Source organism: Psychrobacter sp. 1U2 (assembly GCF_051847575.1).
In genome coordinates this window covers 87,911-113,508 of the sequence record NZ_JBPYDC010000007.1, presented here as the reverse complement: position 1 = coordinate 113,508, position 25,598 = coordinate 87,911, and the positions used below count along the sequence as shown (strand labels likewise).

Below are 25,598 nucleotides of genomic sequence, written 5' to 3'. Positions count from 1 at the left end.
ACCTTCCTTGGTAATTGGTTTAAGAGAATTCATACTTCTCAAGCGTTATCTGTGCACGACTCCTTAATCATCTGCCATCCTAAGGTACTCTGATGACCATCTTGATGGGCAAATAACGCATGTGCTTTGGCTTCTTCTAAACTAAGTACAGGCGTCACACAAACATCGGCTGACGCGAATACTTGCTGCCAATGACTTAAAGGCTGACTGGCAAACTTTTCAGCGACCGCTTTTGTCGCTTTTTGACTCTCAGGTAGGTTGGGCATAACCCCGCGTTGCCAATGAGCGTCTTTGAGCTCAGGTAGCTCTAACACCTCGCATAACCCTTGCCAGAATTTTAGCTCGAGTGAGCCTACTGCCATATGACGGCCGTCTGCGGTTTTGTACAACCGATAGCAAGGCAACAGACCACCTAAGAAATCATGTTGCGGCTTTGGATTTTTGCCAGAAAAGCTCGCAACCAGTTTTCCAGTCGCTTTTGGCATTACCATATGGTTATATAAACTATGGGTCATACTGACAGCGACATGGCGTCCTTTGCCCGTACGCTGGGCGGCAAAGACTGCTGCGAGCAGGGCAATGACAGCGGTATCACTACCGCCCGCCAAATCGGCAAACTGGATGTTAGGCATAGCCTGCGCGCCATTTGCCGTCTTTAACTGATCGAGTACCCCGCTCATCGCCATAAAGTTGATATCGTGTCCTGCTTTATCCGCCCAGTCATGAGCTATTTGAGAATCGTCACTGCCATCAGATATTCCATCAGCTACGCCATAGCCAGTAATCGATACCATGACCAGCTTTGGATTAATGGCATGCAAGGTCTTAGCATCTAGCCCCATGCCCTCAAGCACCTCAGGACGGAAACTGTCGAGCATCACGTCGCTTTCTTTTAGATGCGTTTTGATGGCTTCTATGCCTTGTGGATCACGGAAATCAACTTTTTGCGTCTCTTTACCATGGTTCAAAGCGCTAAACAGCTCACCAAAAGCGCGGGCTGGATCGCCGCCTTTCGGCTCGATTTTTATAATATCTGCACCCAAATCTGCAAGCAGCCTAGTCGCAAAAGGGCCTGGCAGGTTGCGCGTCAAATCAACGACGCGCAGCCCTTGTAAGCAGTCTTTCATAGCATCCGCTTGATTAGCCATCTACAAACTCCTCGCCACTCGTAGCCATATCCACTAATATTTGCGCAGGCTCAAAACGTGCGCCATACTTCTCCGCCAGCTCACGACTACGCGCGACAAACTTATCGACGCCTACTGAGTTGATGAACTGCAACGTACCGCCTTGGTTCGGCGCAAAACCCCAACCGAAGATAGAGCCGATGTTGGCATCAGCCACTGTACGGACAACGTTTTCTTCGAAACACTTCGCGGTCTCATTGGCTTGGACGTAAAGTAGACGGTCTATCAAGTCTTGCTGAGACGGCTGCTCATCTGTCGTTGGATACAGTTCGGTGAGCTTGGGCCATAAGTGCTTGTCGCCTTTTTCAGGATACTCATAAAAGCCTTTGGCGACTTTTTTACCTTCGCGTCCTAGCTCGTTGACCATTTTTTCAACCACTGGCATGGCAGGATGCGGCGTAAAGGTTTTACCTTCCGCTTGCATGGCCTTTTTAGTCTGCCCCATCACGTGTAGTGACAGACTTAACGAGACTTCATCTTGTAGCGCCAGCGGCGGCATCGGCATACCAGACTTCATACCTGCTACTTCGATGCTGCGAGGATGGATACCCTCACCTAACATCGCAATACCTTCTGACACATAAGTTCCAAAAACGCGCGAGGTGTAGAAGCCGCGACTGTCATTAACTACGATTGGCGTCTTACCGATTTGACCAACATAGTCAAAGGCTTTTGCTAAGGTTGCATCATCCGTTTGTTCACCAACGATAATCTCAACCAAGGGCATCTTATCTACTGGCGAGAAGAAATGCAGACCGATGAACTGATTTGGGCGTTCACTGGCGCGGGCAAGCTCAGTGATAGGCAAGGTTGAGGTATTAGAAGCATAAACGGCGGTTTCTGGAATAACGGCTTCAGATTTGCGCGTACATTCTGCTTTAATATCTACATCTTCAAAGACAGCTTCGATGATTAAATCACAGCCTTCTAAATCATCATAAGATACGGTGGTTTTTATCTTATCAAGCAGTGCTCGTTTTTTCTCTTCCGTTGAGCGCCCGCGGCTGATAGCCTTGTCTAGCAGCTTAGTAGAATAGCTTTTGCCCTTTTCAGCGCCTTCGATAGCCGTATCGAGCAATACCACCTCCATACCCGCCTTAGCAGACACGTAAGCGATACCCGCACCCATCATGCCAGCGCCCAAAATGCCCACTTTTTTGGTTTTATAACGCTCATACCCTTCTGGGCGTGACTGACCTTTTTTAATGCTATTAAGCTGCGTCCAGAGGGTATTGATCATATTTCTAGATTCGCTTGACAGCACGCAAGCAGCAAAATAGCGCGATTCAAGCTCAAGACCAGTATCGATATCGACTAGGCAGCCTTCAAAGACAGAGGACATGATATGGGTAATCGCTGGATAGTTACCGTGCGACTTTTGATTGGCCATGGCAGGCGCGATAGAGAATACTTGCACCACTTTTGGATGCTTGCTATCACCGCCGGGGATTTTAAAGCCTTTTTTATCCCAAGGTTGCTGCGCTTTTGGATTGGCTTTTATCCAAGCTTTTGCTTGCGCTAACATATCATCCTTATCCGTCGCGGTGGCGTCGATAAGACCGATCTCTTTGGCAGCGGATGGGCGCAACTCGACTCCTTGCGTCATCAGCTCAAGCGCTTTTTGGATACCAACCAGTCTTGGTAGACGCTGAGTACCGCCGCCGCCCGGTAGCAAGCCAAGCTTGACTTCAGGTAGACCCAGTTTGGTTTTTAGCGAGTCGATCGCGATGCGGTAGTGACAGGATAAAGCAAGCTCCAAGCCGCCGCCCAATGCTGTGCCAGTCATGGCAGCGACCACAGGTTTACCCGAGGTTTCAAGTTTACGTAGGCTGCCTTTTAAGTCTTCAACCAGATCAAAGGCTTGCTCTGCAGTTTCTATGTTAGACAGCTGATCGATATCAGCACCGACGACAAAGCTGTCTTTTGCTGAGGTCAAAATCAAACCTTTGGCAGACTCATCATTGATAAAGCTGTCCGTCATAACAGCGAAAGCTTCGGTAAAACCGTCGCCGATGACATTCATTTTGCGCGCGCTTTGATCGATACTGACCGTAACGATGTCATCATCACGTTGCGCTGAAAAATTGGCTAGATTATTAATAGTATCAATGCTATCTGTATTTGTAGTCATTTTTTATCCTTTAAATGATCTCTTAGTTATCACTATCTATGTGATGATTAAATGTTTAAACGCGCTCGATAATAGTCGCAATACCCATACCACCACCAACGCACAACGTCAGCATGGCGGTTTTTAGGTCACGGCGTTCTAGCTCATCTAATACAGTGGTCATTAGCATCGCACCCGTCGCCCCTAGCGGATGACCCATGGCAATAGCACCACCATTGACGTTGACGATATCCAGCGAGATACCTAAGTCATGAGCGGCGTTCATAGGAACCGCGGCAAAAGCTTCGTTGATCTCCCAAAGATCGATATCAGAGGCTTGCATGCCCGCTTTGTCTAGCGCTTTTTGGCAGGCAGGCGTCGGACCAGTCAGCATGATGGCAGGCTCGGAGCCGATGACTGAGGCCATAGTAATCTTGGCGCGCGGCTTGAGACCCGCTTTTTTGCCAGCCGCAGCGCTACCGACTAGGCATATCGCTGCACCATCGACAATGCCAGATGAATTACCTGCGTGATGCACATGATTGACAGTTTCGATCGTGGTGTATTTGTCCAAGATGACGCTATCAAAGCCCATCTTGCCAGGCATAATAAAAGACGGATTTAGCTTTGCTAAGGTGGCGATATCCGTATTCGGGCGAATAGTTTCGTCTTTAGCTAATAACAACATACCGTTAAGGTCTGTGACGGGTACCACCGACTTATCAAAATAGCCCTGCTCCCAAGCATTGGCGGCTCTTTGATGTGACTGAGTGGCAAACTCATCGACATCCCTACGACTAAAGCCTTTGAGCGTCGCTATGGTATCAGCACCAACGCCTTGTGGGACAAAGCTTGTGGCATCGTTAACACGCGGATCCATATACCATGAACCGCCGTCTGATCCCATCGGCACGCGGCTCATAGACTCAACGCCACCTGCGACGACCAAATCCTCCATACCAGACATGACTTTGGCCGCAGCAAGATTGATAGACTCCAGGCCTGAGGCACAGAATCGAGATAAGGTTAAGCCTGCAGCGCTCTGCGCCCAGCCCGCATCAAGAACCGCGGTACGCGCAATATCAGAGCCTTGTTCACCCACAGGGGTTACGCAGCCGAGCACCACGTCGTCAACCAAGCTCGTATCCAAGTGATGACGCTGCTCCATTTCTTTTAATAAGCCACGAACGAGCCAAGTAGGAGAAGCTTGATATAAAGACCCGTCCTTCTTGCCTTTACCACGCGGGGTACGAATACTGTCATAAATATAAGCGGTCTCAGTCATAAAAATCCCTTTAGTATTTTTGATAAGTGATAAATAATAAGATATCAAGAAGGACGCATCCTTCTCAATTAATGTTTAATATTACAAGTCTATAGCTCTGTCTCGATTATAGAAACTACATAAAGCGTGACGCCAGCTCTTTCATGATCTCATTGGTGCCGCCGTAGATTTTTTGTACGCGAGCATCAGCATACATACGAGCGATTGGATACTCTGACATATAACCGTAACCGCCGAATAGTTGCAGACACTCATCCATCGTTTTGCACTGTTTTTCAGTCACCCAGTACTTAATGAGCGAGGCTTGTGCGGCATCAAGTGTTCCCGCTATTTGCGCTTCCACTGCCGAATCGCATAAGGTTTTTACCGCTAAATAATCCGCTTGCACCTCAGCGAGCTTAAAGCGCGTATTTTGAAACTTCCAAATCGGCTTACCAAAGGCTTCACGCTGTTTAACATAATCGAGTGTCAGCTCTAAAGCCAGCTTCATAGCGCCGCAGCCACTTAGGGCAATAATCAGGCGCTCTTGTGGCAGCTCTTGCATCATGTGCATAAAGCCTAAACCTTCCATACCGCCTAGGACGTTTTTTTGGGGTACACGGACATTATCAAAGAAGAGCTCTGAGGTATCTTGTCCAGCAAGGCCCGTCTTTTTGAGGTTACGACCACGCGAAAATCCTTCTAAACCATCCGTCTCAACTAGGATAAGAGAGACGCCTTGCGCGCCCTTATCGCGGTCTGTTTTACAGGCTAATAGTACAATATTGGCATGCTGACCGTTGGTGATAAAAGTTTTGGAACCATTAATGATATAGTCGTCACCATCCTTTGTCGCATAAGTCTTAATGGCTTGCAAATCAGAACCCGTACCCGGTTCAGTCATCGCAATAGCGCCAATATACTCGCCCGTTGCCATTTTTGGTAACAAGGTTTTCTTCTGATCTTCGGTGCCAAGCTTATAGATATAGGGCGCTACAATACCTGAATGCACCATACCGCCATAACCTGCTTGGTTCGCTTGCGCTTGCGCCAATAGAATAGCGGCTTCATGACCAAAGTCGCCGCCGCCACCGCCGTATTCTTCTGGTATTGACGCACATAAAAAGCCCATCTCGCCAGCCTCTTCCCAAGCATCGCGGTCGATCATACCCTTATCACGCCATCCTTCGTCTCTATCTTCCCAGCTTTGGAACATTTTTAAGGCACTGTCGTATACCATTTCGTGCTCTTCAGTCATCCATTTTGCTGAAAATGTTCGAATACTCATATCATCTTTCCTTGACAGGTTTCTTAGTAATAATTAAATCAATAATGATAGTCTAAAAACGTTGATGATCAAATTAATTATAAATAGTAATATTAATTACCCTTGCAAAATATCAATTGTCATTTTTAAGTAGTAGACTATGCAATTTATACTAAAATAGTAAGTATTAGGTTGCAACCCATATTTTATTAATGGTAATTTTTATTACCTTTATATATATGATTGGATGATGTAGGTTGGTAACGCGATTGCTCATAGCCATTATGGAAAAATTGAAAAGCTTACGTTATCTTTAGATAAATACCAACGTAGGCTGTCTTGTACGGCCGCATAGATGGCTGCATCGATAGATAAAATGAGATAGAAGTTTAAGAATTCTAAATTAAAAGGTTTAGATAAAGAAACATAGAAAGGACGTATCGTCATTAAAATATCAAAGATATAGATAAGTAAAACATGGTACGAAAACAGGCCCTTTTGAATGAGAGATGGTTTATAGGTTTAGACGCGCTCTATCACCATAGCCAGTCCTTGCCCAATGCCAATACATAAACTAACTACCGCATATCGCCCGCCCTTGCGCTGTAGCTCCCGTGCCGTACTCAACGCCAGCCTTGCGCCTGATGCGCCAAGCGGATGTCCGACGGCAATTGCCCCGCCATTAGGGTTAACTCGCTTATCCTCAAAATCAATATCCAAACCTTTCAGACAGCCCAGTACCTGCGAGGCAAAGTCCTCATTAATCTCAATGATAGACATATCATCAAGGGTTAAGTCAGCACGTTTTAACGCTAGCTTTATCGCTTCAACAGGGCCTACGCCCATGATATTTGGTTCAATGCCCATCGCGCCCGATGAGAGAATTTTAGCAATAGGCTTAAAGCCTAACTTTTCCTCTGCTTGCTTTGAGCCAATAATGAGCGCCGCTGCCCCATCATTGATACCTGAGGCATTGCCTGCTGTGACCACCCCATTGTCATTTAAAGGCTTAAGTTTTTGTAGCGCCTCCACAGTAGATCTGGCACGCGGATGCTCATCTTCTACTATCGCTTTATCAGGTAGCTTTTTACCTTGCGACACCATGATGGGCGTAATCTCATCGTCAAAGAACCCTGCTTGTTTAGCAGCTTGATATTTCGCTTGCGAGTCAGCTGCAAATTTGTCTACCTCTTCCCGGCTGATACCGTATTTGCGCGCAACGTTATCACCCGTTTGCGGCATGCTATCGCTGCCAAACGCTTTGATCAAAATAGGATTGGGAAAGCGGCTACCAATGGTCGTATCAAATACTTTACATTCACGACTAAAAGGCGTTTCAGTCTTAGCAAAGACAAAAGGCGCGCGGGTCATTGACTCCACGCCACCTGCTAAAAATATCTCACCCTCCTTAGAAGTAATACTTCGGGCAGCATCGATGACAGTGGACAGCCCTGACGCGCATAAGCGATTGACGGTTTGACCGGGCGTTGTGACATCTAATCCTGCTAGTAGAGCAGCATTACGGGCGATATTGCGTGAGTCTTCACCGGCTTGATTGGTGTTGCCGATCAGTACTTCATCGAAGACATCGCTAGATAATTGGTGCTTTTCGACCAAAGCTTTGATCACTGCCGCAATCATATCATCAGGACGCACGGTGGCTAATGCGCCTCCATAGCGACCAAAAGGGCTTCTTAATCCATCATAAATATAGGCATCTAACATTACTGTTCCTTGTTATGTTTTGAGCGTTTTTATAAGTAAAATATAGTGTTTATAGAATTGAGCCACCGCTTAGCATCAGTATTGGTATTAGTAGTTGCTCTGCTGAGTAAATAATGAAATGCCCAGTTTGGCGCGGCGCTGTAGCCAAGGGCTTGGCCGATAACGTGGGTCGCCTGTGAGCGCGTAAATACGCTGTAAGATAAGTAAAACCCGCGAAGCACCAAGCTCATCACCCCATGAGATAGGACCGTATGGATATCCAAGTCCAAGCTTGATCGCATTGTCGATATCTTTTGGCGTAGCTATGCCTTGCATCGCCATATCACAACCTAAATTAATCACCATAGCAACGACTCGCTGAGCGACAAAGCCAGTACTTTCCGTAATGAGCGTGGCATCGACAGCATCATTTGAGCTTTTCGCAAACTTATTATTTCTACCAAACAATGCATAAGCTTGCGCCACAAATCTGTCCTCTGTAACGATACTTGGCATCAGGGTGCGATGCTTGGATAAATCAGTCAGCATATCGATGGCGACCGATTGTTGAGGGTTCACTTGATAGCGAATAGCCGCATTAGTGGTATCTTCGCCGTAGATGGCCAGCAATATCAAACTGTCAGGATTTGGCTTATCGTTGTCGTCGATAGCGATGTCTTTAGTATTGAGATAATCGACCAGCTGTTGTTTATCTGCTGCTAAATCTGCGCCAATCCAAACTGATATGTTTGAGGTATCACAATCTGTCTTATAAGGTGATTGTTGATTCGTATTTGCTGTCGCTTTTTGACTCTCTTGTTTTTTATTTTCTGCGTAATGATAAAAGCCCTCACCAACTTTACGACCCAGCTTTTTGCCTATCAGCATTTGACGGGTCAAGGGATGCGGGCGATAGCGAGGCTCAAAATAATATTGGTTATAAATCGATTCCATAACTGGATGCGACACATCGATGCCAGTGAGATCCATCAGCTCAAACGGTCCCATCCGAAAGCCAGCCCCTTCACGTAAAATACGATCGATATCCTCAACAGTAGCCACACCATCGCCTAGTATTTTTAGCGCTTCTGTACCAAAAGCTCTGCCGCCATGATTGACAATAAATCCTGGAGTGTCTTTTGCGACGACGCCTAGATGCCCCATGCGTGTGGCTAAATCTGTCAGCGTTTCTACAATACGATGGTCAGTAGAGAGTCCCGGAATTACTTCCACTATTTTCATGAGCGGCACGGGATTAAAAAAGTGAAATCCTGCCACGCGCTCTGGGTACTCACAGACGGAGGCAATCGCGGTCACCGCTAGCGATGAGGTATTGGTGGCCAAAATAGTCTCAGCCGTGACAAGGCTCTCTAACTGTTTAAACAGCTGCTGTTTGATCTCTAAATTCTCAATAATCGCTTCAATAACGACATCTACCTCGGCAATTTTGGCTATATCTTCAATCACGGTTAGGTTTGATAAAGTCGCTTGCAGTTGCTTATCGGTAAACTTACCTTTAGCCGCCAGTTTTTCAAGGGTGGCTTTGAGCGATTGACGTCCTTCTTCAGCGGCGCCTGCTTTAGCGTCGAACAAGAGTACGTCAATGCCCGCTTGCGCGGCGATTTGGGCAATACCCATACCCATAACGCCAGTGCCAATAATGGCCAATGATTTAATAGTCATAATATTCCTTTATATGATCGTGATTTAGCTGTGATAATTCTCTAATGTAACCGACTACTGCCCTTTATAGTTGGCATCACGCTTTTCTAAAAAAGCTTTTGCCCCTTCTTTTTGGTCTTCGGTATCGAACAAAATCTGGAAGGCTTTACGCTCTAAAGCTAACGCCGCTTGCAATGGCATATCGGCGCCTAGATTGGCAACTTCTTTGATTTGGCTTAAGGCAATGGGCGAGTAACCTGCCAGCTGTTCAGCGATCTCGATAGCACGCTCAATAGTCGCCTCATCGTCAACCACTTCGGACACTAACCCCATCTGATCTGCTTCCTGAGCCCTTATCATATCGCCCGTCAATATCAGCTTCATAGCTTTGTGTTTGCCAAGCACGCGAAATAGCCGCTGCGTGCCCCCTGCTCCCGGCATCAAGCCTATTTTAATCTCAGGTTGCCCAAACTTAGCCGACTTGCCCGCGACAATAATGTCAGCGTGCATGGCAAGCTCACAGCCGCCGCCCAGAGCATAGCCATTAACAGCGGCAATAATAGGCTTGCGACAATTGGTGATAGCATCCCAATATTGTTCGCTATGACGTAGATAGATATCGACTGTCTTTGCGGTTAAGAAGTCGTTGATATCGGCACCAGCGGCGAACACTTTATTACCGCCAGTAAGTACGATAGCTTTGGTCTTTGGATCATCGTTTAATTTGACGAAAATCTCTGCCATTTGCTCGCGCAATTCAGCATTCAAAGCATTGCGAACTTTGGGACGATTAAGGGTTATCACACTCACGCCACTATCTAGTGTCTCACAAATAATAATTGATTCTTCCATGAAGCTATCCTTAATAGGTACTTATCGATATTAAAAAATACCGCACTGCGGTTTTCATAACCGAAATTATTGTAATCTGATTTAGTATAGATTATGCTATTTAGCTCATACAAGCTCTTTATGTAAAACAAGTCATTGCACAATCAGATATTAGCGCCAAACTCATCGGCACTATTTTTAACATTCAGCTTTTAACATTCAGCCACATCAGACAAGGAAGTCCCATGATTAGAGATCAAGAAGTCCTCGACCATATCGTTAACACCGTTCGCCAGTTTGTCAATAATCAGTTGATACCTATGGAGGATTGGGTCGCAGAGAATGACCGATTGCCAGACGAGATTATCAATCAAATGCGCGAGCTGGGTCTGTTTGGTCTGACCATTCCAGAAGAATATGGTGGACTGGGCCTAACAATGGAAGAAGAAGTGATTGTCGCTTTTGAGATGGGGCGCACCTCCCCTGCTTTTCGCTCGCTTATTGGCACGAATAACGGCATTGGCTCCTCAGGACTCGTCATCGATGGCACCGAGGAGCAAAAACAAAAATATCTACCTAAACTTGCTAGCGGTGAGATTATCGGCTCTTTTTGTCTGACTGAACCTGAAGCAGGCTCAGATGCCGCCTCCTTGCGCACCACAGCTATCAAAGACGGCGACACTTATGTCATCAATGGCACTAAGCGCTATATCACCAACGCTCCAGAAGCCGGTGTCTTTACCGTAATGGCGCGTACTGACCCTGAGAACAAACGCGCAGGCGGCATCTCTGCCTTTATCGTTGAGAGTGACACCCCTGGTATTACCTTGGGTAAATGGGATAAAAAAATGGGGCAAAAAGGCGCGCATACTTGCGATGTGATCTTTGATAATTGTGTCGTGCCAGCGAGTGCTTTGATAGGAGGCATCGAAGGTATCGGTTTTAAAACAGCGATGAAAGTGTTGGATAAAGGTCGCCTGCATATCGCTGCTGCCAGTACCGCTGCCGCCTCTCGTATGTTAGATGATGCACTGCGTTACGCTGTCGATCGCAAACAGTTTGGTCAACCGATTGCCAGCTTTCAGCTTATTCAAGCGATGCTAGCGGACTCCAAGGCGGAGATTTATGCGGCCAAATCTATGGTACTCGACGCCTCGCGCCTACGTGATGACGGCAAAGATGTGGTGACCGAGTCCTCATGCGCCAAGATGTTTGCCACTGAGATGTGTGGCCGCGTGGCAGATAGAGCGGTGCAAATTCATGGCGGCGCAGGTTATATTGCTGATTATGGCATCGAGCGGTTTTATCGTGACGTGCGCTTATACCGTCTCTATGAAGGGACCACGCAGATTCAGCAGATCATTATCGCTCGCAATATGATTAAAGAAGTCAGCGAGTAAGTTTTACAATTTAATTGAGATCAAGATATTTTATGACCATCCCTATCTTTGATGACACTCATAGTGACGCTCATTTAGAGCTCTTAGAGCCTATCGCTGAGATGAGAGATAAGAATGATCGGCAGTTTGTCACCGCATTAGCACGCGGGCTCGAACTGCTGCGTTGTTTTAACCCGCAGCAGCCATTGCTAGGCAATCAAGAACTCAGCCAACTCACAGGGCTTCCTAAAGGCACTGTTACCCGTCTCACTTATACCTTAGTCAAACTTGGCTATCTGAAGCAAGCGACAAACAATGGCAAGTATCAGCTAGCGGCTGGCGTATTGGGCTTTGGCTATACCATGATAGCGAATATGGCTATCAATAATTTGGTCACTCCCTATATGGAAGAGCTAGCAGATTATGCCAATAGCGCCGTCGCTATGGCAACCCGCGATCGGCTAATGATAGTGTATCTCAATGTGGTGCAAGGTGCTGGAACGACGACGATGCGGCGTAACGTTGGCTCGTATTTACCTATTCACTTAAGTGCGATGGGGCGCGCTTGTTTAGCTAGTATGCCGCCAGCTGAGCAAGATTTCATTATGCAGGCGATTCATACAAAATATCGTGAGGACTGGTCAGCCATTAAGCCTAGCCTAGAACAAGCCTTTAAAGATTATGATGACTTTGGCTATTGTTTTTCATTTGGCGATTGGCAAAATCAGGTCAATGCGGTGGCCACTGCTATCATGCACCCTACCGAGGGCTTGCTAACCTTTAACTGCGGCGCGCCTAGTTTTGTACTGAGCCGTACTAAGCTTGAAGAGGACATTGCCCCGCGTTTGCTGCATATGAAGCACAATATTAAAAGCAGCCTTTATCTCAATTAAGGAGCATGCGCGCTCAACTTAAAGCCAATTACTGCAAATAACCGCCCTTAGACATAAGCTCAGGCGGCAGATCTGTCTCGCCCAGAGCTTCTAGTAGGTTAATCTCGATAGTACGCGAGATAGCAGTAAGAGCCAGGTTGTTAGCATCGACGCCAAATGGATTGGTTATTTCCTCATTGAGTGCATCTAAGCCAAAAAAGGTATAAGCAATGACGCCGCAAATTAGAGGGGTAACCCAGCCTAGTGAAGTAGCTAAGCCAAACGGTAGCATAAAGCAGTAAAGGTAAGTCGTACGGTGCACTAGTAAGGTATAAGCAAAGGGCAATGGCGTATTATGAATGCGCTCGCAAGCCGCCAAGACTATCGTCATAGAGGTGACCCGTTCATCCATATTTTGGATCATAAGATCGGATGTCAGCTGCTCACGTCGACTACGGCTAAGCTCTTTGCCTATCAATCGCAATAAATACTCAGGGAGGTTGCCGGCCTTACGCATACTGGCATGATGCTCTGGCGCTACAAAACGCTCAACATCTTCCCAAGGAGAAGTGCTGCGAAGCCTATGCCTGAGTGCATGAGTAAAAGCAATCGTCAGCTGCACCATAGCGCGCTGCGCGCGCTGTCCATTAACAGTCTCGTCATCTATAAAGGAGAGTACCTGCCGAGTAAAGCTGCGAGCATCGTATACCAACTGACCCCATAAGCAGCGGCCCTCCCACCAGCGCTGGTAGCTGGCATTATTGCGAAAGCCAAGAAACAAAGATAAGGCAATGCCAAGTAAGGTAAAAGGCGCAGCACCATAAGAGGGAAAAGAGCCGGGAATCCAGTGCTGAACGGCTGAAATGACTGCGCTAAGTAAAGTAATCAGTAAAACTTGTAGATAGATATGAGGAATTACAGAGCCGCGTAAGGTAAAAAGTATTCTAAAGGCATTCGGTTTTTGCCAAACGATCATGACAGCTTCCTATAAATCTAATATGAAGGTACGCGGGGTCAAATATTTGGGCGGATGCCTGAGTTGATAAGTCTATCCGGCTCATCCCAAATAAAAAAGTACGACTCTTGAGGCTACAAAAACTTATCCCAGCAGCAGGGTATTTTTTATATTAAATCGGCTAAACAACCAATCGCTAGCTATTGGGGCAATAATGACTGGCGATTTTAGCACGAAATTTTTTTATGCGGTGGCAGTGCTTAGGTAATAACTTGCATACCGTTATTAATAATTAGAATATTTGACTATTTATGACAAGAGTCATCAGCAAGCGCATGTAGTATCCCGCATGCTTCAGCGGGCGCCTGTGTGGTACACTTTTGTCGCAGCTCTAGTAGATGCCGCTTTAATTGCCTCAATTCTTGCATACGTGCCTCTACGGTCTCGATGTGCTCATCTAATAGCTCATTGACCTCGCCGCAGTTTTTGTCCGGAGTATCCCAGTACTGTAGTAACACACGCACTTCATCCAAGCTCATATCGAGCGTACGGCAGTGCAAGATAAACTGCAGGCGTTCAATGTGCTCTTCTTGGTATAACCGATAGTTGCCTTGGCTGCGAAAAGGCTTCGGCAGTAACTGCTCCTTTTCATAATAACGAATGGTCTCCACTGTCGCCCCTGTACGCTTGGCAAGCTCACCGATTTTGATCGGTGCTTTAAGTGCTGCTTTGACTGCCATTACTATCTCCTTTTATCACTCTAAACCATAAAATAGCTGTAAGGTTTGATTGTAAAAAATCAAACGGATTGTGGGCAATATATCTTGACCCTAAAGCCACTTCAGAGTTCATAATACCTTTAATAAGAGGATAAATCACTATGCAATATCATATTGAAGGTATGGACTGCGCCAGCTGCGTTGGTAAAATTGAAACAGCATTAACCCGTATGCCAGGCGTCTCTGACGTTCAGCTAAACTTTGCGACGCAAAAGTTAGCGCTAACCCTAGCGCCTGATGCCACGACTGAGGTCAAAGATATCGAAAAGACCATCAAACGCCTTGGGTTTGGTATGTCAGAATTAACCGAACAACAAGATGACGTCGTTGGTCATGAGGCCAATATAGACGATCAGCACTGGTGGCAAACGATGAAAGGTAAGCAGGTCATCGGCGTTGGCTTGCTGATGAGCGCAGCCTATGTGCTATCTTTAATTTTTCCTGCATACGGCGCTTGGGCTTTCATTATCGCTGTGGTTATTGGCGTACTCCCTTTTGCTCGCAAAGCCTTGGCACTGGCCACAACAGGCTCACCTTTTTCGATTGAGATGCTGATGTCTGTCGCGGCGCTTGGCGCCCTTATTATTGGTGAGGCTGAAGAAGCGGCTGCGGTTGTTTTTTTATTCTCCTTGGGTGAACTATTAGAGAGTGTCGCCGCTGATCGGGCGCGCGCGGGTATTAGAGCTTTGTCCTCACTGGTGCCCAAGAGAGCCGTGTTAATCGATGAGCAAGGCGGCGCGGCGCGTGAAGTTGCTGCCGCATCACTACAAGTAGATGATCGAGTGCTCGTCCGTCCTGGTGACAAGGTTTCTGCTGACGGCATTATTATCCAAGGTTCCTCCAGCTTAGATGATTCGCCGGTGACAGGAGAGTCGATACCGGTTGTCAAAACCATCGGCGATGAAGTATTTGCAGGTTCCATCAACGTCGATGGTGCGCTGCATGTGCGCGTGCAAAAAACAGCGGCTGATAACACTATTGCGCGTATCATTGAGCTGGTAGAGCAAGCCCAAGCCTCCAAAGCCCCCACTGCTCGTTTTATTGAAAAATTTAGTCGTTACTACACCCCGATAGTAATGGCTGTTGCCGCCTTAGTGATCATCGTGCCGCCAATAGCGCTAGGAGGAGAATGGGGAACCTGGCTCTATCGTGGTTTGGCACTGTTACTGATTGCTTGTCCTTGCGCTTTGGTACTATCTACCCCGGCTGCCGTCGCCTCAGGCTTAGCGGTTGGCGCGCGCCGCGGCTTATTGATCAAAGGCGGTAGCGCCTTGGAAATCATTGGCCGAGTCAATACCGTGGCCTTCGACAAAACCGGCACCTTAACCGAGGGCAAGCCACGCGTTACTGATGTTGTTGCCTTTACAGAAGGACGCACTGATTTGCACAGGACAAATGAAGTATTGGCGCTGTTCGCTAGTGTTGAGTCCAGCTCTAACCATCCGCTTGCCAATGCTATCGTAGATTACGCTAAAGCAGCTGAGGTTGCCATTCCTAACGCTACCAATGCCTTTGCGACCGCTGGTAAAGCGGTACATGCTACTGTCAATGAGCGATCTTTAGTCGTAGGCTCCCCAGTTTATGCCGCTGATGAGAGCTTGCTACTACCCGAGCAGCAAGTACAAATTGAGTCGCTGCAAAATGAAGGCAAAACGGTTTCAGTACTGTTCGATGAACACAGCGCTGAAGTGATTGGCTTAGTCGCACTACGAGATGAGTTACGAGACGATGCGCGGCAAGGTGTGGCTCAGCTCAATGCCATGAACGTGCGCTCTATTATGCTGACAGGCGATAACCATCTCACCGCGCAGGCGCTTGCCAGTCATTTAGACATAGAATGGAGAGCTGAGTTGTTACCCGAAGACAAGCTACGTTTACTCAGCGAGATGAAGAAGAATAACAAAATAGCGATGGTAGGAGACGGTATTAATGATGCGCCCGCCCTAGCTAACGCAGATGTCGGCATCGCGATGGGCGGTGGTACCGATGTGGCCATCGAAACCGCTGACATTGCCCTATTAAAAAGCCGCGTCACCGACGTCGCTCATCTCATTGCTCTGTCACGCGCGACCTTAGCCAATATCCATCAAAACGTCATTTTTGCGCTCGGTCTCAAAGGTATCTTTCTTATGACTACCATACTCGGCATCACGGGGTTATGGATCGCCGTACTCGCCGACACAGGCGCAACGGTACTCGTGACGCTGAACGCCTTACGCTTGCTGCGCTTTAAAAAAACCCTATAAGTTATCTTGAACTTATAGGGTCTCTACAAAGCTATATTTATTAAGAATTAACGCTCTAAGTGTAAATACTGCAAGTGGCACTCGTACTGATGCAAGATATCGACGAGCACTTGCTCTTTGGTATAACCTACCAAATCATACTCTTGCGAGCCATCACTCAAGAACACCTCAGCACGGTAGTAAAATTCTGCATGCTTAGTTGAGGTATTCAGGGTGAAATTAGGACGTTCAGCTTTAATGAGATTGACTTCATAAACAAAGTCATCCTCATCGCCATGACCAACGCGCAGTTTGACACCATCTATATGATCGGTATCATGATCCATACTAGCATTGATAGTGTCACTAATATTTTCCATATTATGACTCTCTAAAATAGTATTAAGACCGCCTGCTTGCATCTCTTTTTCAAACTCGCTCATAGCTGGCATAACTACAGTCTGCAAGAATCTCTCCACTTGGGCATGTCCTGGGAAGCTGACGATACGTTGCAGACGTGCTTTCCAGCTCTTACCGTTATCGAGGACGTTTGCGGTGCCAACGGTACTGGCTTTGCGCTTATTACCCTCTTCTTTTAACGATTTCCACATCGACATCATGTAGAGCACCAGGATAAGCGAGAACGGCAAACCAGCGATTACAGACACGGACTGTAAGGAGGCAAAACCGCCTGCGAACAGTAAACCTAAAGTGATAAGACCGGTCGCTGCTGCCCAAAACAAACGCAGCCAAACCGGTGCGTCGGTGTCATTGGTCATGCCTCTTGAGCTTAAGTTCGCCAGTACTAAAGCGCCTGAGTCCGCTGAGGTTACAAAGAACACTAAACCGATGACCACGCCTGCGAATGACAAAATATCACTGTAAGGAAAGTACTCAAACAAGGCAAACATACCCATCGCGGCATCATTAACAGCGATTTCACCAAGCTCGGTTGCCCCATTAGCCACTAAGTCTATCGCTGAATTACCAAAGATAGAGAACCAAGCAAAGATAAAGCCAAGCGGGATAAACATCACCCCAAACACAAACTCACGCAACGTGCGGCCACGGCTAATACGCGCGATAAATAAGCCGACAAACGGTGCCCAAGCGACCCACCATGCCCAGAAAAATATCGTCCAGCCTGATTTCCAGTCGGCACCAGCGCTGCCATCATAAGCATAAACATCAAAAGTCTTGTAAACGATGGTCTGAAAATACTGACCGATACTTTGGGTAAAGGTATTGAGCAAGTATATCGTATTGCCCATCACCAGTATCGCAATCAATAGCAGTATAGACGACAGCATGTTGAATTCAGATAGACGACGTACCCCTCGCTCTACACCAGTCATGGCAGAGATAGCCGCAGCAGCGACCACACCCAAGATAATAAGGCTCTGCACCATTTTGCTCGACTCGATACCAAAGACGTGGGTTAAGCCTGCATTGGCCTGCAACACGCCGATGCCCAAGCTGGTCGCAATCCCCATCAAGGTACAGACGACGCCAAAGGTATCAATACCATCGCCGAGCCAGCCTTTGATTAAACGTTCGCCAAAGACTGGAGTCAGTGGTGAGCGTAGCGCAAGCGGCATGTTTTTACGATAGGCAAAGTACGCCAAGGCCATACCGATGAGTGCATAAATCCCCCAGCCGTGCAGACCCCAATGTAAAAAGGTTTGCGACAGTGCTTCACGCATCGCCTCGGCACTGGCAGGCTCAAGCCCTGTGTGCGGCGTCAGATAATGCATCAACGGCTCAGAGGCACCAAAGAATAATAAATCGATACCGATACCGGCCGAAAACAGCATCGCTGCCCACGCCAAAAAGGGAAACTGAGCTTTTTCGTGGTCCTGCCCCAGCTTGATATCGCCGTATTTAGAAAAGCCCACAAACAACGCAAAAATACTATAAGCAGCAACCACCAGCATGTAGTACCAGCCAAAGCTCTCTGATACCCATGCCATGCCATTACTTAATAATGTCTCGCTATAATCTGGAAACGCTATCGTCCAAATAATCAGTAAAATAGAAATAATAGCTGAGCCTAAAAAAACGGTCTTATTTAGACTCAGGGGTTTCGTCGCATCTTCTGATGGCGAACTGTACATAAAAGACCTCAATAGGTAAATGAAACACAGTCTGATATTGCTTTGTCCGTCATAACATAATGAAAAATCACCACGTCATATATATATGAGCACATGACGCACAAAGCAGTACCAATCAATAATAATTTGCTAAGCAATGAAATCCACCCTTAGCAAAACCTCAAAAACTAACAATACGAACTGAAATAACTGTCACGCTATAACCCGGTAAAGATAGAAAAGATATAGCGTGAACAGATTAGCGCTGATAAAAAAGACCTTTACTTTGAAAGGCCTTCTTATTGAAATTGTCTTATATTATTCATTGTCCAATAGTTTAAACAACAGAACCATAAGCGCGCATCGGCTCAGCTCGAAGCGGCGCGCCATTGGCGACATAATAGTCCGCCGTTGAGCGTGGCAACTGCTTGCCGCGCATCTTATCGACGATTTTTTCGGCCAGCATAATAGTGGTGGCGTTTAGGTTGCCGCTGATGATGTTCGGCATAATTGACGCATCGACCACGCGCAGGCCATCGATACCATGTACCAGCCCTTCTCCATTGACGACTGAATTATTGCCCTCGCCCATTGGACAAGTACAAGATGGATGATAAGCCGTCTCACTGTGATTACGGACGTACTCATCCAACTGCGCATCAGTCACTAAATCATCGGTCGGCGCAATAGCACGGCCGCGATAAGGATCAAGCGCTGGCTGATGCATAATCTCACGGGTGATACGCATCGCCGCACGGAACTCTTGCCAGTCTTGCTCATGCGACATATAGTTAAATAAGATACTTGGATGCGCGCTTGGATCTTTTGAGGTGAGCTTGACACGGCCACGACTTGGGGAGCGTAGTGAACCCACATGCGCTTGGAAGCTATGAGAATTTACCGCACTGCGACCATCGTAACGCACCGCTAACGGTAAGAAATGATACTGGATATTAGGATGCGTAAACTTCTCATCGGTACGGATAAAGCCGCCACCTTCGAACTGATTGGAGGCACCAAGACCAGTACCATTAAACAACCACTCGGCACCAATCGCAGGCTTATTCCACCATTTATTGGCAGGGGCAATCGACACCGGCAGTTTGCACTCATACTGCATATACAGCTCTAAATGGTCTTGTAGGTTGTTACCGACACCCGGCAACTCTAAAACCTCGTTAATCCCCAAGTCTTTGAGCCACTGACCAGGACCGATGCCAGAGCGCTGCAATAATTGCGGAGAGGCGATCGCGCCCGATGAGACGATCACTTCACGGGCAGCATAGAAGTTCTTGGTCTGACCTTGATGCTCGACTTTGACACCGACCGCGCGCTTACCATCGAATAAAATCACATCGGTCAATGCGCCAGTCAAAATGGTGATATTGCTACGCGGTTTGGCACGGTCAAGATACCCGCGAGCCGTTGATGCGCGGCGACCATTGGGTGTGACGAAGCGATCCATTGGCCCAAAGCCTTCTTGCTGATAGCCGTTTAGATCGTCGGTACGCGGATAGCCAGCTTGCACCCCTGCTTCTATCATCGCTTGAAATAGCGGATTGACTCCTGGCTTTGAGGTCGTCATCTCTACCGGACCACCGACGCCATGATAGTCGTTTTCGCCTGCATCACAGTTTTCTGACTTTTTAAAATACGGCAAGCAGTCGAGATACGTCCAATCTGCTAGGCCTTTGATTTTCGCCCAGTCATCAAAATCGAGCGCATTACCACGGATATAGCACATGCCATTGATGAGTGATGAGCCGCCAAGCCCTTTACCGCGGCCACAGTCCATGACACGGTTATTCATATAAGGCTCAGGATCTGTTTTATAACCCCAGTTATAAGTGGTGCCTTGCAGAGGCATGGCGAGCGCCGCTGGCATCTGCGTGCGAAAGTCTAAACGGTGATCGGGACGACCCGCTTCTAACAGCAACACCTTAATGTTGGCATCTTCGGTCAAACGTGTGGCCAGCACATTGCCTGCTGAGCCTGCACCAACGATGATATAGTCATACTCAGGTGTGGTTGTGGTCATAAAATGCTCCATAATATTGAAAAATAAATCGTTAAATATCAGTAAGAATGAATCAAAAAGACAAATTAGCCCAAATAAATCACTCATACTGATTAAGAGTTTTCTCAATACAAGTTATTAAAATACCGACTCAAACTTGCCAAGCTCTACTTGGATAGATTTGGTCTGTGTATAGTGCTCAAGGGCTTCAATACCATTCTCACGGCCAATACCCGAATGCTTATAACCGCCAACTGGCATTTGCGCTGGTGACTCACCCCACGTATTTAACCAGCAGATACCGGCTTCAATCTGCCCAATGACGCGATGCGCGCGAGTCAAATCAGCGGTCACGACTCCTGCAGCCAAGCCATAATCCGTATCATTGGCACGGCGAATGACTTCTTCCTCGGTCTCGTACGTCAATATCGACATCACTGGGCCAAAGATTTCCTCACGCACAATGGTCATATCATCGCTGCAATCGGTAAATACCGTTGGCGCGACAAAGGCACCATTGGCAAGCTCGCTGGTTGTCACTCGCTCACCGCCCACCAATAAACGCGCGCCGCCCGCTTTACCTTGCTCGATATAGCTAAGCACACGCTCCATATGCGGGAAGCTCACCAGTGGTCCCATATTGATATCTTCGTCCATCGGATCGCCGAGTTTGATACGTTTGACCCGCGTCAAAATCGCTTCTTCAAATTTGGCTTGTAGCGATTTAGGAATAAACACCCGTGTGCCATTGGTGCAGACCTGACCAGTACTATAGAAGTTCGCCATCATGGCGATATCCGCCGCCATATCGATATCGGCATCGTCAAAGATAATCAATGGCGACTTGCCACCAAGCTCTAAGGTTACGTCTTTTAGCGACGATGATGCCGCGCTCGTCATGACTTTTTTGCCCGTTGGCACACCGCCCGTGAACGAAACTTTAGCGATATCAGGATGCTGAGTTAAGGCTTCGCCTACTTTATAATCACCTTGCACGACGTTAAACACGCCATCTGGTAGGCCAGCTTCGGTGAAGATTTCTCCTAGCTTTAATGCGGTTAATGGCGTAACTTCTGATGGTTTAAAAATCATCGCGTTACCCGCAGCCAATGCTGGTGCAGCCTTCCACATGGCGATTTGAATCGGATAATTCCACGCGCCGATACCGGCGACGACGCCGAGTGGCTCACGGCGCGTATAGACAAAGCTGCTATCACGTAGTGGAATCTGACGGCCCTCAATCATTGGCGCAAGACCGGCATAATATTCAACGACATCAGCACCAGTGACGATATCGACATACTTGGTCTCAGAGTAAGCTTTACCCGTGTCTTTGGTTTCGAGCAACGCCAGAACATCATTACGCTCGCGCAATATCTCAACTGCCTTTGATAAAATACGGCCACGCTCAACTGCGGTCATCGAAGCCCACACCTTTTGGCCTTGTTGCGCCGCTTTCACCGCTTCATCGATCTGCTCAGTCGTCGTTTGCTGAATGGTCGCCAGCACTTCACCTGTCGCTGGGTTGATATCGTCAAAGGTAGTTAAGGAATCATCGACCGCCAGATAGCGACCGTTGATATAAGCGGTCTGTGTTTGTGTGAAATCGATAATATCTTGTAAATTATTTATGTTTGTCTGAGTAGTTGTCATAAGTTTTCCTTAAGGCGACTGAGAATTTATAAAAAAGCGTTCAGTAAATCATGCCATCATGGGTTAAAGGGTAAATGTTCTGCGTGCGTGTTATTGACCAAAGCTGTTTATCAAGTTATTTGTCAAAGTCTTGCTGCGTCATATTTATCAAGCGCTCACGTATTGAGGCTTTGTCCGAGATATCGATACCCGAAAAATCAGAGAGCCAAATACCATCGGCGACCAGACGCACCATACATAGCGTTTCGGTATTGTCGGTGTTGGCGTGTTTTTTTAGCTGCTCGTTTGACCACTCAGCCCAGCGTTCGCGTAGTATCCGGTCTCCTAGCATCAACACATACAAGGTCGCTTGGCTATTGAACTCTGCCTGCCCTTTTTCGCCCAAGCTGATGGTGGCATCGATATAAGCGCGGGTAAACGAGCCATAGCTAACAGGGTCCTTTGCCATGGCTTGATTAACTTCTGCCTCAAACTTGGCCATCGCATCATAAAACACCTCTAAGATGAGCGCATCTTTGGTAGCAAAATGATGCATTACTCCGCCTTTGGTCACGCCGACGGCATCCGCCACCGCTTGAAAGGTCACTTTAGATAAGCCTTGCTCTAGCGTGATACGTGCCGCTTCATCGAGCAGCGCCCGCCGTACAAGCTCTGGTTGTTTCTTACGTTTATGCGCGTTTTGTATTGCCATTTTTATTTCCATGCTAACTGGCTAGTGCACCACCGAGTTTGACAATACGTTCATCACCACCACGCCGCCGACGATCATCGCAATGCCGACTACCGCCGCGGTATCGAGACTTTGCTTAAAAAAGAACACCCCGACCAGTGAGGTCAGCACGATACCCAGACCGCCCCACAGCGCATAGGCGATGCCAAGTGGTATGGTCTTGATAGTCTGGGTCAATAAATAAAACGAGATGGCATATAGCACGCCCATAATCAGGGTCGGTACCAAACGGGTAAACTGCTCTGACTTGACCAAAAACGTCGTGCCAACCACTTCACAAATGATAGCAATCGCGAGATAACTGTAAGCAATAGTGGTAGGACTCATAGTTAAATTACCTATTTTAAATCAAGCACACTCTCTCGATTAAGCGTAAAAGGACCAACAATAAATGGTATGAATATATACCAAAGAAACCACACGGTCGGTATTTTATAGAAATAAACTAGCAATGTGAAGGGCTAGTATGTCACTTTGTTGACCTAGCCAGTATTCGTCAATGTCTATTTCTGTCTATTCAGACAATTCTTAGCGACCAATTTTAGCAACATAAAAAAACCGATCTACTCAAAGATCGGCTGTTGGCTTTATACATAAAACTGTAAAGACCACGATAATAGTTAAAAACCCTGAAAAATCATGCGCGAGCAAACGCTGGTGCAAGCCACTCGCTGCGGCGGCAACGGCAATCACATAAACCAAATCAAACAACAGCTCAAGCGTGGTTGAGGTTCGATTGGGCTCATCGGGATCGCGAGCACAAATGTTATCAATAGCAGGCAAAGTCATCATGGGCTATATTCGCTAAGCTAAAAAGGGCTCTACATTATTATTTTTTTAGCGAAAAAGCCACGGTTTTATGACCTATCCAATTGACCCAGCTGACCGGGAAAAAGCGCAGCTGTAGGCGGATGATATTGGCCATAATGCCAGGTACCACTAAGAACTCTCTATTTTTTACGCCTTTGAGCATAGATTTGACCGCGTCTTCAATCTTGAGCTCACCTGCCAGCTTTTTCATACCGACGCCTGCTTCTGCCATCACCCCAACCTCCGCTTGAGTCAGCGGCGTATCGATTGGCGGCGGTGCAAACACGGTGATATCAATGCCTAACGGTTGCCACTCATAACTGATCGATTGCATCATACCCCAGATAGCGAATTTTGAAGCACTATACGAGCTATAGCCGTAGCTACCGGTGAAAGATGCCATCGAAGCGGTAACCATGACTTGCTTGCCTCGGGATAAGAAAGGCCGGACCGCCGCCAGCACGTTACGCGTGCCAAAAAGGTTGATCGTCATCACTCGCTCAAACTGCTTTTGGCTCATCTCATCAAAGCTCCAAGGGCCAGTTATACCGACAAAATGCATCAGGATATCAGGAGACCTCTCATTGGCAGCAGTCGCTATTTGCTGAGTGGTCATCTGGGCGTCAGTGACGTCTAAATCATAGGCGCTGATAGTAGCCTTGTGTTTATTTAGGCTTTGCAAGGTAGCGACGCTGTCATCGAGCGCTTGTACATCGAATAATACCAAGTTGGCACCTTGCCCAATGAGTTGCCTTGCGGTTTCAAACCCGATTCCTGAAGCAGCGCCGGTGATATAAACAGTTTTATCTTTATAGTAGCTCATCAAGCACCTGCCTTTTGGGTTGAGCTATTTTTTGCTACACCGCTATGCAAAGCGCCAAACTTAGCTTCACCAATGAGATGACTGACTTTATGACCCGGAATGAGCCAATATGGAGTCGCTTCGCTACTTGAAGCACAGTTAGGAAAGTCAGGGTTTTTTGAGGGACCAGCGATGGTTTTTTCTACTATCATAGAGATGTATTGATCGGTGCTATCCTCTAGCGTATTACCATTTAGGATAACTTCCATACCGGTCTTTTTCGCATAGCGGCGAATGGCATTTACTTTAGAATTAATCGGCGCATAAGCATCTGCCCCTACGCCATTTTCTGATGTGACGCGGATGCCATCAGGGACACGAGCCACTAATGAGTGGTTGCCTTCGGTATGACCTGGGGTATGCACCAGTGCCAAGCCGTCCCCTAACTTGAGACTGCTAGTAAAGGTAATCACTTTATCAGGATCGACGCCTTCGATACCGTTAGGGCAATACCATTCAGCTTGCACAGGGAGTAAGCCTTGCGCACTTTGCCATTCTTTTTCGTGTACTAGTAGCTTGGCATTGGGAAAATAAGCAGGTCTGTCCTCATTGGCTGTTTTACTGCCGAGCCATTGCCGTACATCTTGTGTATGCAAGTGATCGTAGCTGATATAGTCGACATCTTCTGGGTTTAGACCAATCTCATTTAAAGCTTGAGTCACATCACGGAAAATAGGCGCAACCACGCTCTCAAGCGGCGACCAGTCTGGAATTTTATTCGTTAAGCGCTTAAAAAAGGGAGTCTCGCGATCAGCCTCGATATCAGAGGGTGAGAATAACAAAGTCTTAAGCTCGCCCAAAGCATTGCGAAACTGCACAATAAACAGACGATTGAGAATATGTAGATAAGGAAATTTATAAGTGCTTTGCGTGTAGACGCCGCTGTAGGCGTACCACGTTGGATAAGGCACCCGAACCAAATTGACACTTTGATAGTAGGCAACTTCCGGCTCATCCATAAAGCGCTCTCGAAAAGCTTGGGCGGCTTCTCGTGCCGCTTTTAGGCGCTCTTGCGGTAATGGACTTTGGCGCACATCGTCAAAATCATGAATAGCTGTCATACCTAGTGCTTGCAGATCCATCATACATCTCCTTATGATTAGTGGATATTTTACGATAATACTATTTAATACAGTTCTATTTGATACAGTGCTACTTTAAAATAATACTAGCAGCAATGGTTTAGGCTTTATAGCGG

Annotated in this window: 20 protein-coding genes; 3 read left to right on the top strand and 17 right to left on the bottom strand. The window is 47.1% G+C overall.

The features are described 5' to 3' along the window. Positions 1–38: 38 nt before the first annotated feature. The 7 genes from ACS8FD_RS05485 to ACS8FD_RS05455 form a co-directional block, all read right to left on the bottom strand. A complete protein-coding gene (locus ACS8FD_RS05485) occupies positions 39–1,148 on the bottom strand; it encodes a CaiB/BaiF CoA transferase family protein (RefSeq protein WP_439274824.1) in 1,110 nt (369 codons plus the stop codon). Beyond that, on the bottom strand, positions 1,141–3,318 hold the full coding sequence (locus tag ACS8FD_RS05480; RefSeq protein ID WP_439274823.1) for a 3-hydroxyacyl-CoA dehydrogenase NAD-binding domain-containing protein: 2,178 nt from the start codon (positions 3,316–3,318) through the stop codon (positions 1,141–1,143). The genes ACS8FD_RS05485 and ACS8FD_RS05480 overlap by 8 nt, the downstream gene beginning before the upstream one ends. Positions 3,319–3,373: 55 nt before the next feature. Beyond that, entirely contained in the window at positions 3,374–4,582 is a 1,209-nt protein-coding gene (locus ACS8FD_RS05475) for an acetyl-CoA C-acetyltransferase (protein WP_439274822.1), read from the bottom strand. A gap of 115 nt (positions 4,583–4,697) precedes the next feature. Then, positions 4,698–5,849, bottom strand: a complete 1,152-nt coding sequence (locus ACS8FD_RS05470) for an acyl-CoA dehydrogenase family protein (RefSeq protein ID WP_439274821.1) — start codon at positions 5,847–5,849, stop codon at positions 4,698–4,700. 501 nt (positions 5,850–6,350) lie between these two features. Next, positions 6,351–7,553 (bottom strand): 3-oxoadipyl-CoA thiolase, encoded by a 1,203-nt coding sequence (locus ACS8FD_RS05465; RefSeq protein WP_439274820.1) that lies wholly within the window; start codon positions 7,551–7,553, stop codon positions 6,351–6,353. 87 nt (positions 7,554–7,640) lie between these two features. Further along, positions 7,641–9,215, bottom strand: coding sequence for a 3-hydroxyacyl-CoA dehydrogenase (locus tag ACS8FD_RS05460; protein WP_439274819.1), 1,575 nt, complete (start codon positions 9,213–9,215; stop codon positions 7,641–7,643). 54 nt (positions 9,216–9,269) lie between these two features. Continuing rightward, positions 9,270–10,046 (bottom strand): enoyl-CoA hydratase, encoded by a 777-nt coding sequence (locus tag ACS8FD_RS05455; protein WP_439274818.1) that lies wholly within the window; start codon positions 10,044–10,046, stop codon positions 9,270–9,272. 224 nt (positions 10,047–10,270) lie between these two features. On the opposite strand from ACS8FD_RS05455, the gene ACS8FD_RS05450 reads away from it, so the two are divergent. Together ACS8FD_RS05450 and ACS8FD_RS05445 are read left to right on the top strand one after the other, a co-directional pair. Next, on the top strand, positions 10,271–11,425 hold the full coding sequence (locus ACS8FD_RS05450) for an acyl-CoA dehydrogenase family protein (RefSeq protein WP_439274817.1): 1,155 nt from the start codon (positions 10,271–10,273) through the stop codon (positions 11,423–11,425). Between the two features lie 32 nt (positions 11,426–11,457). Continuing rightward, positions 11,458–12,297: an IclR family transcriptional regulator gene (locus ACS8FD_RS05445; RefSeq protein ID WP_439274816.1), complete on the top strand. Its 840-nt coding sequence runs from the start codon at positions 11,458–11,460 to the stop codon at positions 12,295–12,297. 28 nt (positions 12,298–12,325) lie between these two features. On the opposite strand, the gene ACS8FD_RS05440 is transcribed toward ACS8FD_RS05445, so the two are convergent. Both ACS8FD_RS05440 and cadR read right to left on the bottom strand, forming a co-directional pair. Continuing rightward, a complete protein-coding gene (locus ACS8FD_RS05440; protein WP_439244351.1) occupies positions 12,326–13,252 on the bottom strand; it encodes a bestrophin family protein in 927 nt (308 codons plus the stop codon). 284 nt (positions 13,253–13,536) lie between these two features. Further along, complete coding sequence (cadR, locus tag ACS8FD_RS05435) at positions 13,537–13,971, bottom strand: Cd(II)/Pb(II)-responsive transcriptional regulator (protein WP_439274815.1); 435 nt, start codon at positions 13,969–13,971, stop codon at positions 13,537–13,539. 140 nt (positions 13,972–14,111) lie between these two features. Here cadR and ACS8FD_RS05430 point away from each other — a divergent pair, with 140 nt between their 5' ends. Then, complete coding sequence (locus tag ACS8FD_RS05430; RefSeq protein ID WP_439274814.1) at positions 14,112–16,256, top strand: heavy metal translocating P-type ATPase; 2,145 nt, start codon at positions 14,112–14,114, stop codon at positions 16,254–16,256. 47 nt (positions 16,257–16,303) lie between these two features. Here the strand turns inward: ACS8FD_RS05430 and betT are convergent, their stop codons facing one another. The 8 genes from betT to ACS8FD_RS05390 all read right to left on the bottom strand — a co-directional run bounded on the left by betT (position 16,304) and on the right by ACS8FD_RS05390 (position 25,485). Further along, a complete protein-coding gene (betT, locus tag ACS8FD_RS05425) occupies positions 16,304–18,349 on the bottom strand; it encodes a choline BCCT transporter BetT (RefSeq protein ID WP_439274813.1) in 2,046 nt (681 codons plus the stop codon). A gap of 316 nt (positions 18,350–18,665) precedes the next feature. Further along, positions 18,666–20,366, bottom strand: a complete 1,701-nt coding sequence (betA, locus tag ACS8FD_RS05420; RefSeq protein WP_439274812.1) for a choline dehydrogenase — start codon at positions 20,364–20,366, stop codon at positions 18,666–18,668. A 117-nt stretch (positions 20,367–20,483) separates the two neighbouring features. Continuing rightward, entirely contained in the window at positions 20,484–21,998 is a 1,515-nt protein-coding gene (gene betB, locus ACS8FD_RS05415) for a betaine-aldehyde dehydrogenase (protein ID WP_439274811.1), read from the bottom strand. A gap of 115 nt (positions 21,999–22,113) precedes the next feature. After that, the gene (locus ACS8FD_RS05410) at positions 22,114–22,689 is read right to left on the bottom strand and encodes a TetR/AcrR family transcriptional regulator (protein WP_439274810.1); all 576 of its coding nucleotides are present in this window, start codon (positions 22,687–22,689) and stop codon (positions 22,114–22,116) included. A 21-nt stretch (positions 22,690–22,710) separates the two neighbouring features. Further along, positions 22,711–23,055 carry a DMT family transporter gene (locus tag ACS8FD_RS05405; RefSeq protein WP_439274809.1) on the bottom strand — a complete coding sequence of 115 codons (345 nt, stop codon included), beginning with the start codon at positions 23,053–23,055 and terminating at the stop codon, positions 22,711–22,713. 240 nt (positions 23,056–23,295) lie between these two features. Continuing rightward, positions 23,296–23,520: a low temperature requirement protein A gene (locus ACS8FD_RS05400; protein WP_439274808.1), complete on the bottom strand. Its 225-nt coding sequence runs from the start codon at positions 23,518–23,520 to the stop codon at positions 23,296–23,298. A 37-nt stretch (positions 23,521–23,557) separates the two neighbouring features. Next, the gene (locus tag ACS8FD_RS05395) at positions 23,558–24,361 is read right to left on the bottom strand and encodes an SDR family NAD(P)-dependent oxidoreductase (protein ID WP_439274807.1); all 804 of its coding nucleotides are present in this window, start codon (positions 24,359–24,361) and stop codon (positions 23,558–23,560) included. Then, positions 24,361–25,485 (bottom strand): MBL fold metallo-hydrolase, encoded by a 1,125-nt coding sequence (locus tag ACS8FD_RS05390; RefSeq protein WP_439274806.1) that lies wholly within the window; start codon positions 25,483–25,485, stop codon positions 24,361–24,363. Before ACS8FD_RS05390 ends, ACS8FD_RS05395 begins: the two co-directional genes overlap by 1 nt. Positions 25,486–25,598: the final 113 nt, after the last annotated feature.

Excerpts from the sequence above, each read along its gene's own strand:
- ACS8FD_RS05485 (WP_439274824.1), bottom strand. The coding sequence starts at position 1,148 with ATGGCTAATCAAGCGGATGCTATGAAAGACTGCTTACAAGGGCTGCGC.
- ACS8FD_RS05480 (WP_439274823.1), bottom strand. The coding sequence starts at position 3,318 with ATGACTACAAATACAGATAGCATTGATACTATTAATAATCTAGCCAAT.
- ACS8FD_RS05475 (WP_439274822.1), bottom strand. The coding sequence starts at position 4,582 with ATGACTGAGACCGCTTATATTTATGACAGTATTCGTACCCCGCGTGGT.
- ACS8FD_RS05470 (WP_439274821.1), bottom strand. The coding sequence starts at position 5,849 with ATGAGTATTCGAACATTTTCAGCAAAATGGATGACTGAAGAGCACGAA.
- ACS8FD_RS05465 (WP_439274820.1), bottom strand. The coding sequence starts at position 7,553 with ATGTTAGATGCCTATATTTATGATGGATTAAGAAGCCCTTTTGGTCGC.
- ACS8FD_RS05460 (WP_439274819.1), bottom strand. The coding sequence starts at position 9,215 with ATGACTATTAAATCATTGGCCATTATTGGCACTGGCGTTATGGGTATG.
- ACS8FD_RS05455 (WP_439274818.1), bottom strand. The coding sequence starts at position 10,046 with ATGGAAGAATCAATTATTATTTGTGAGACACTAGATAGTGGCGTGAGT.
- ACS8FD_RS05450 (WP_439274817.1), top strand. The coding sequence starts at position 10,271 with ATGATTAGAGATCAAGAAGTCCTCGACCATATCGTTAACACCGTTCGC.
- ACS8FD_RS05445 (WP_439274816.1), top strand. The coding sequence starts at position 11,458 with ATGACCATCCCTATCTTTGATGACACTCATAGTGACGCTCATTTAGAG.
- ACS8FD_RS05440 (WP_439244351.1), bottom strand. The coding sequence starts at position 13,252 with ATGATCGTTTGGCAAAAACCGAATGCCTTTAGAATACTTTTTACCTTA.
- cadR (WP_439274815.1), bottom strand. The coding sequence starts at position 13,971 with ATGGCAGTCAAAGCAGCACTTAAAGCACCGATCAAAATCGGTGAGCTT.
- ACS8FD_RS05430 (WP_439274814.1), top strand. The coding sequence starts at position 14,112 with ATGCAATATCATATTGAAGGTATGGACTGCGCCAGCTGCGTTGGTAAA.
- betT (WP_439274813.1), bottom strand. The coding sequence starts at position 18,349 with ATGTACAGTTCGCCATCAGAAGATGCGACGAAACCCCTGAGTCTAAAT.
- betA (WP_439274812.1), bottom strand. The coding sequence starts at position 20,366 with ATGACCACAACCACACCTGAGTATGACTATATCATCGTTGGTGCAGGC.
- betB (WP_439274811.1), bottom strand. The coding sequence starts at position 21,998 with ATGACAACTACTCAGACAAACATAAATAATTTACAAGATATTATCGAT.
- ACS8FD_RS05410 (WP_439274810.1), bottom strand. The coding sequence starts at position 22,689 with ATGGCAATACAAAACGCGCATAAACGTAAGAAACAACCAGAGCTTGTA.
- ACS8FD_RS05405 (WP_439274809.1), bottom strand. The coding sequence starts at position 23,055 with ATGAGTCCTACCACTATTGCTTACAGTTATCTCGCGATTGCTATCATT.
- ACS8FD_RS05400 (WP_439274808.1), bottom strand. The coding sequence starts at position 23,520 with ATGATGACTTTGCCTGCTATTGATAACATTTGTGCTCGCGATCCCGAT.
- ACS8FD_RS05395 (WP_439274807.1), bottom strand. The coding sequence starts at position 24,361 with ATGAGCTACTATAAAGATAAAACTGTTTATATCACCGGCGCTGCTTCA.
- ACS8FD_RS05390 (WP_439274806.1), bottom strand. The coding sequence starts at position 25,485 with ATGATGGATCTGCAAGCACTAGGTATGACAGCTATTCATGATTTTGAC.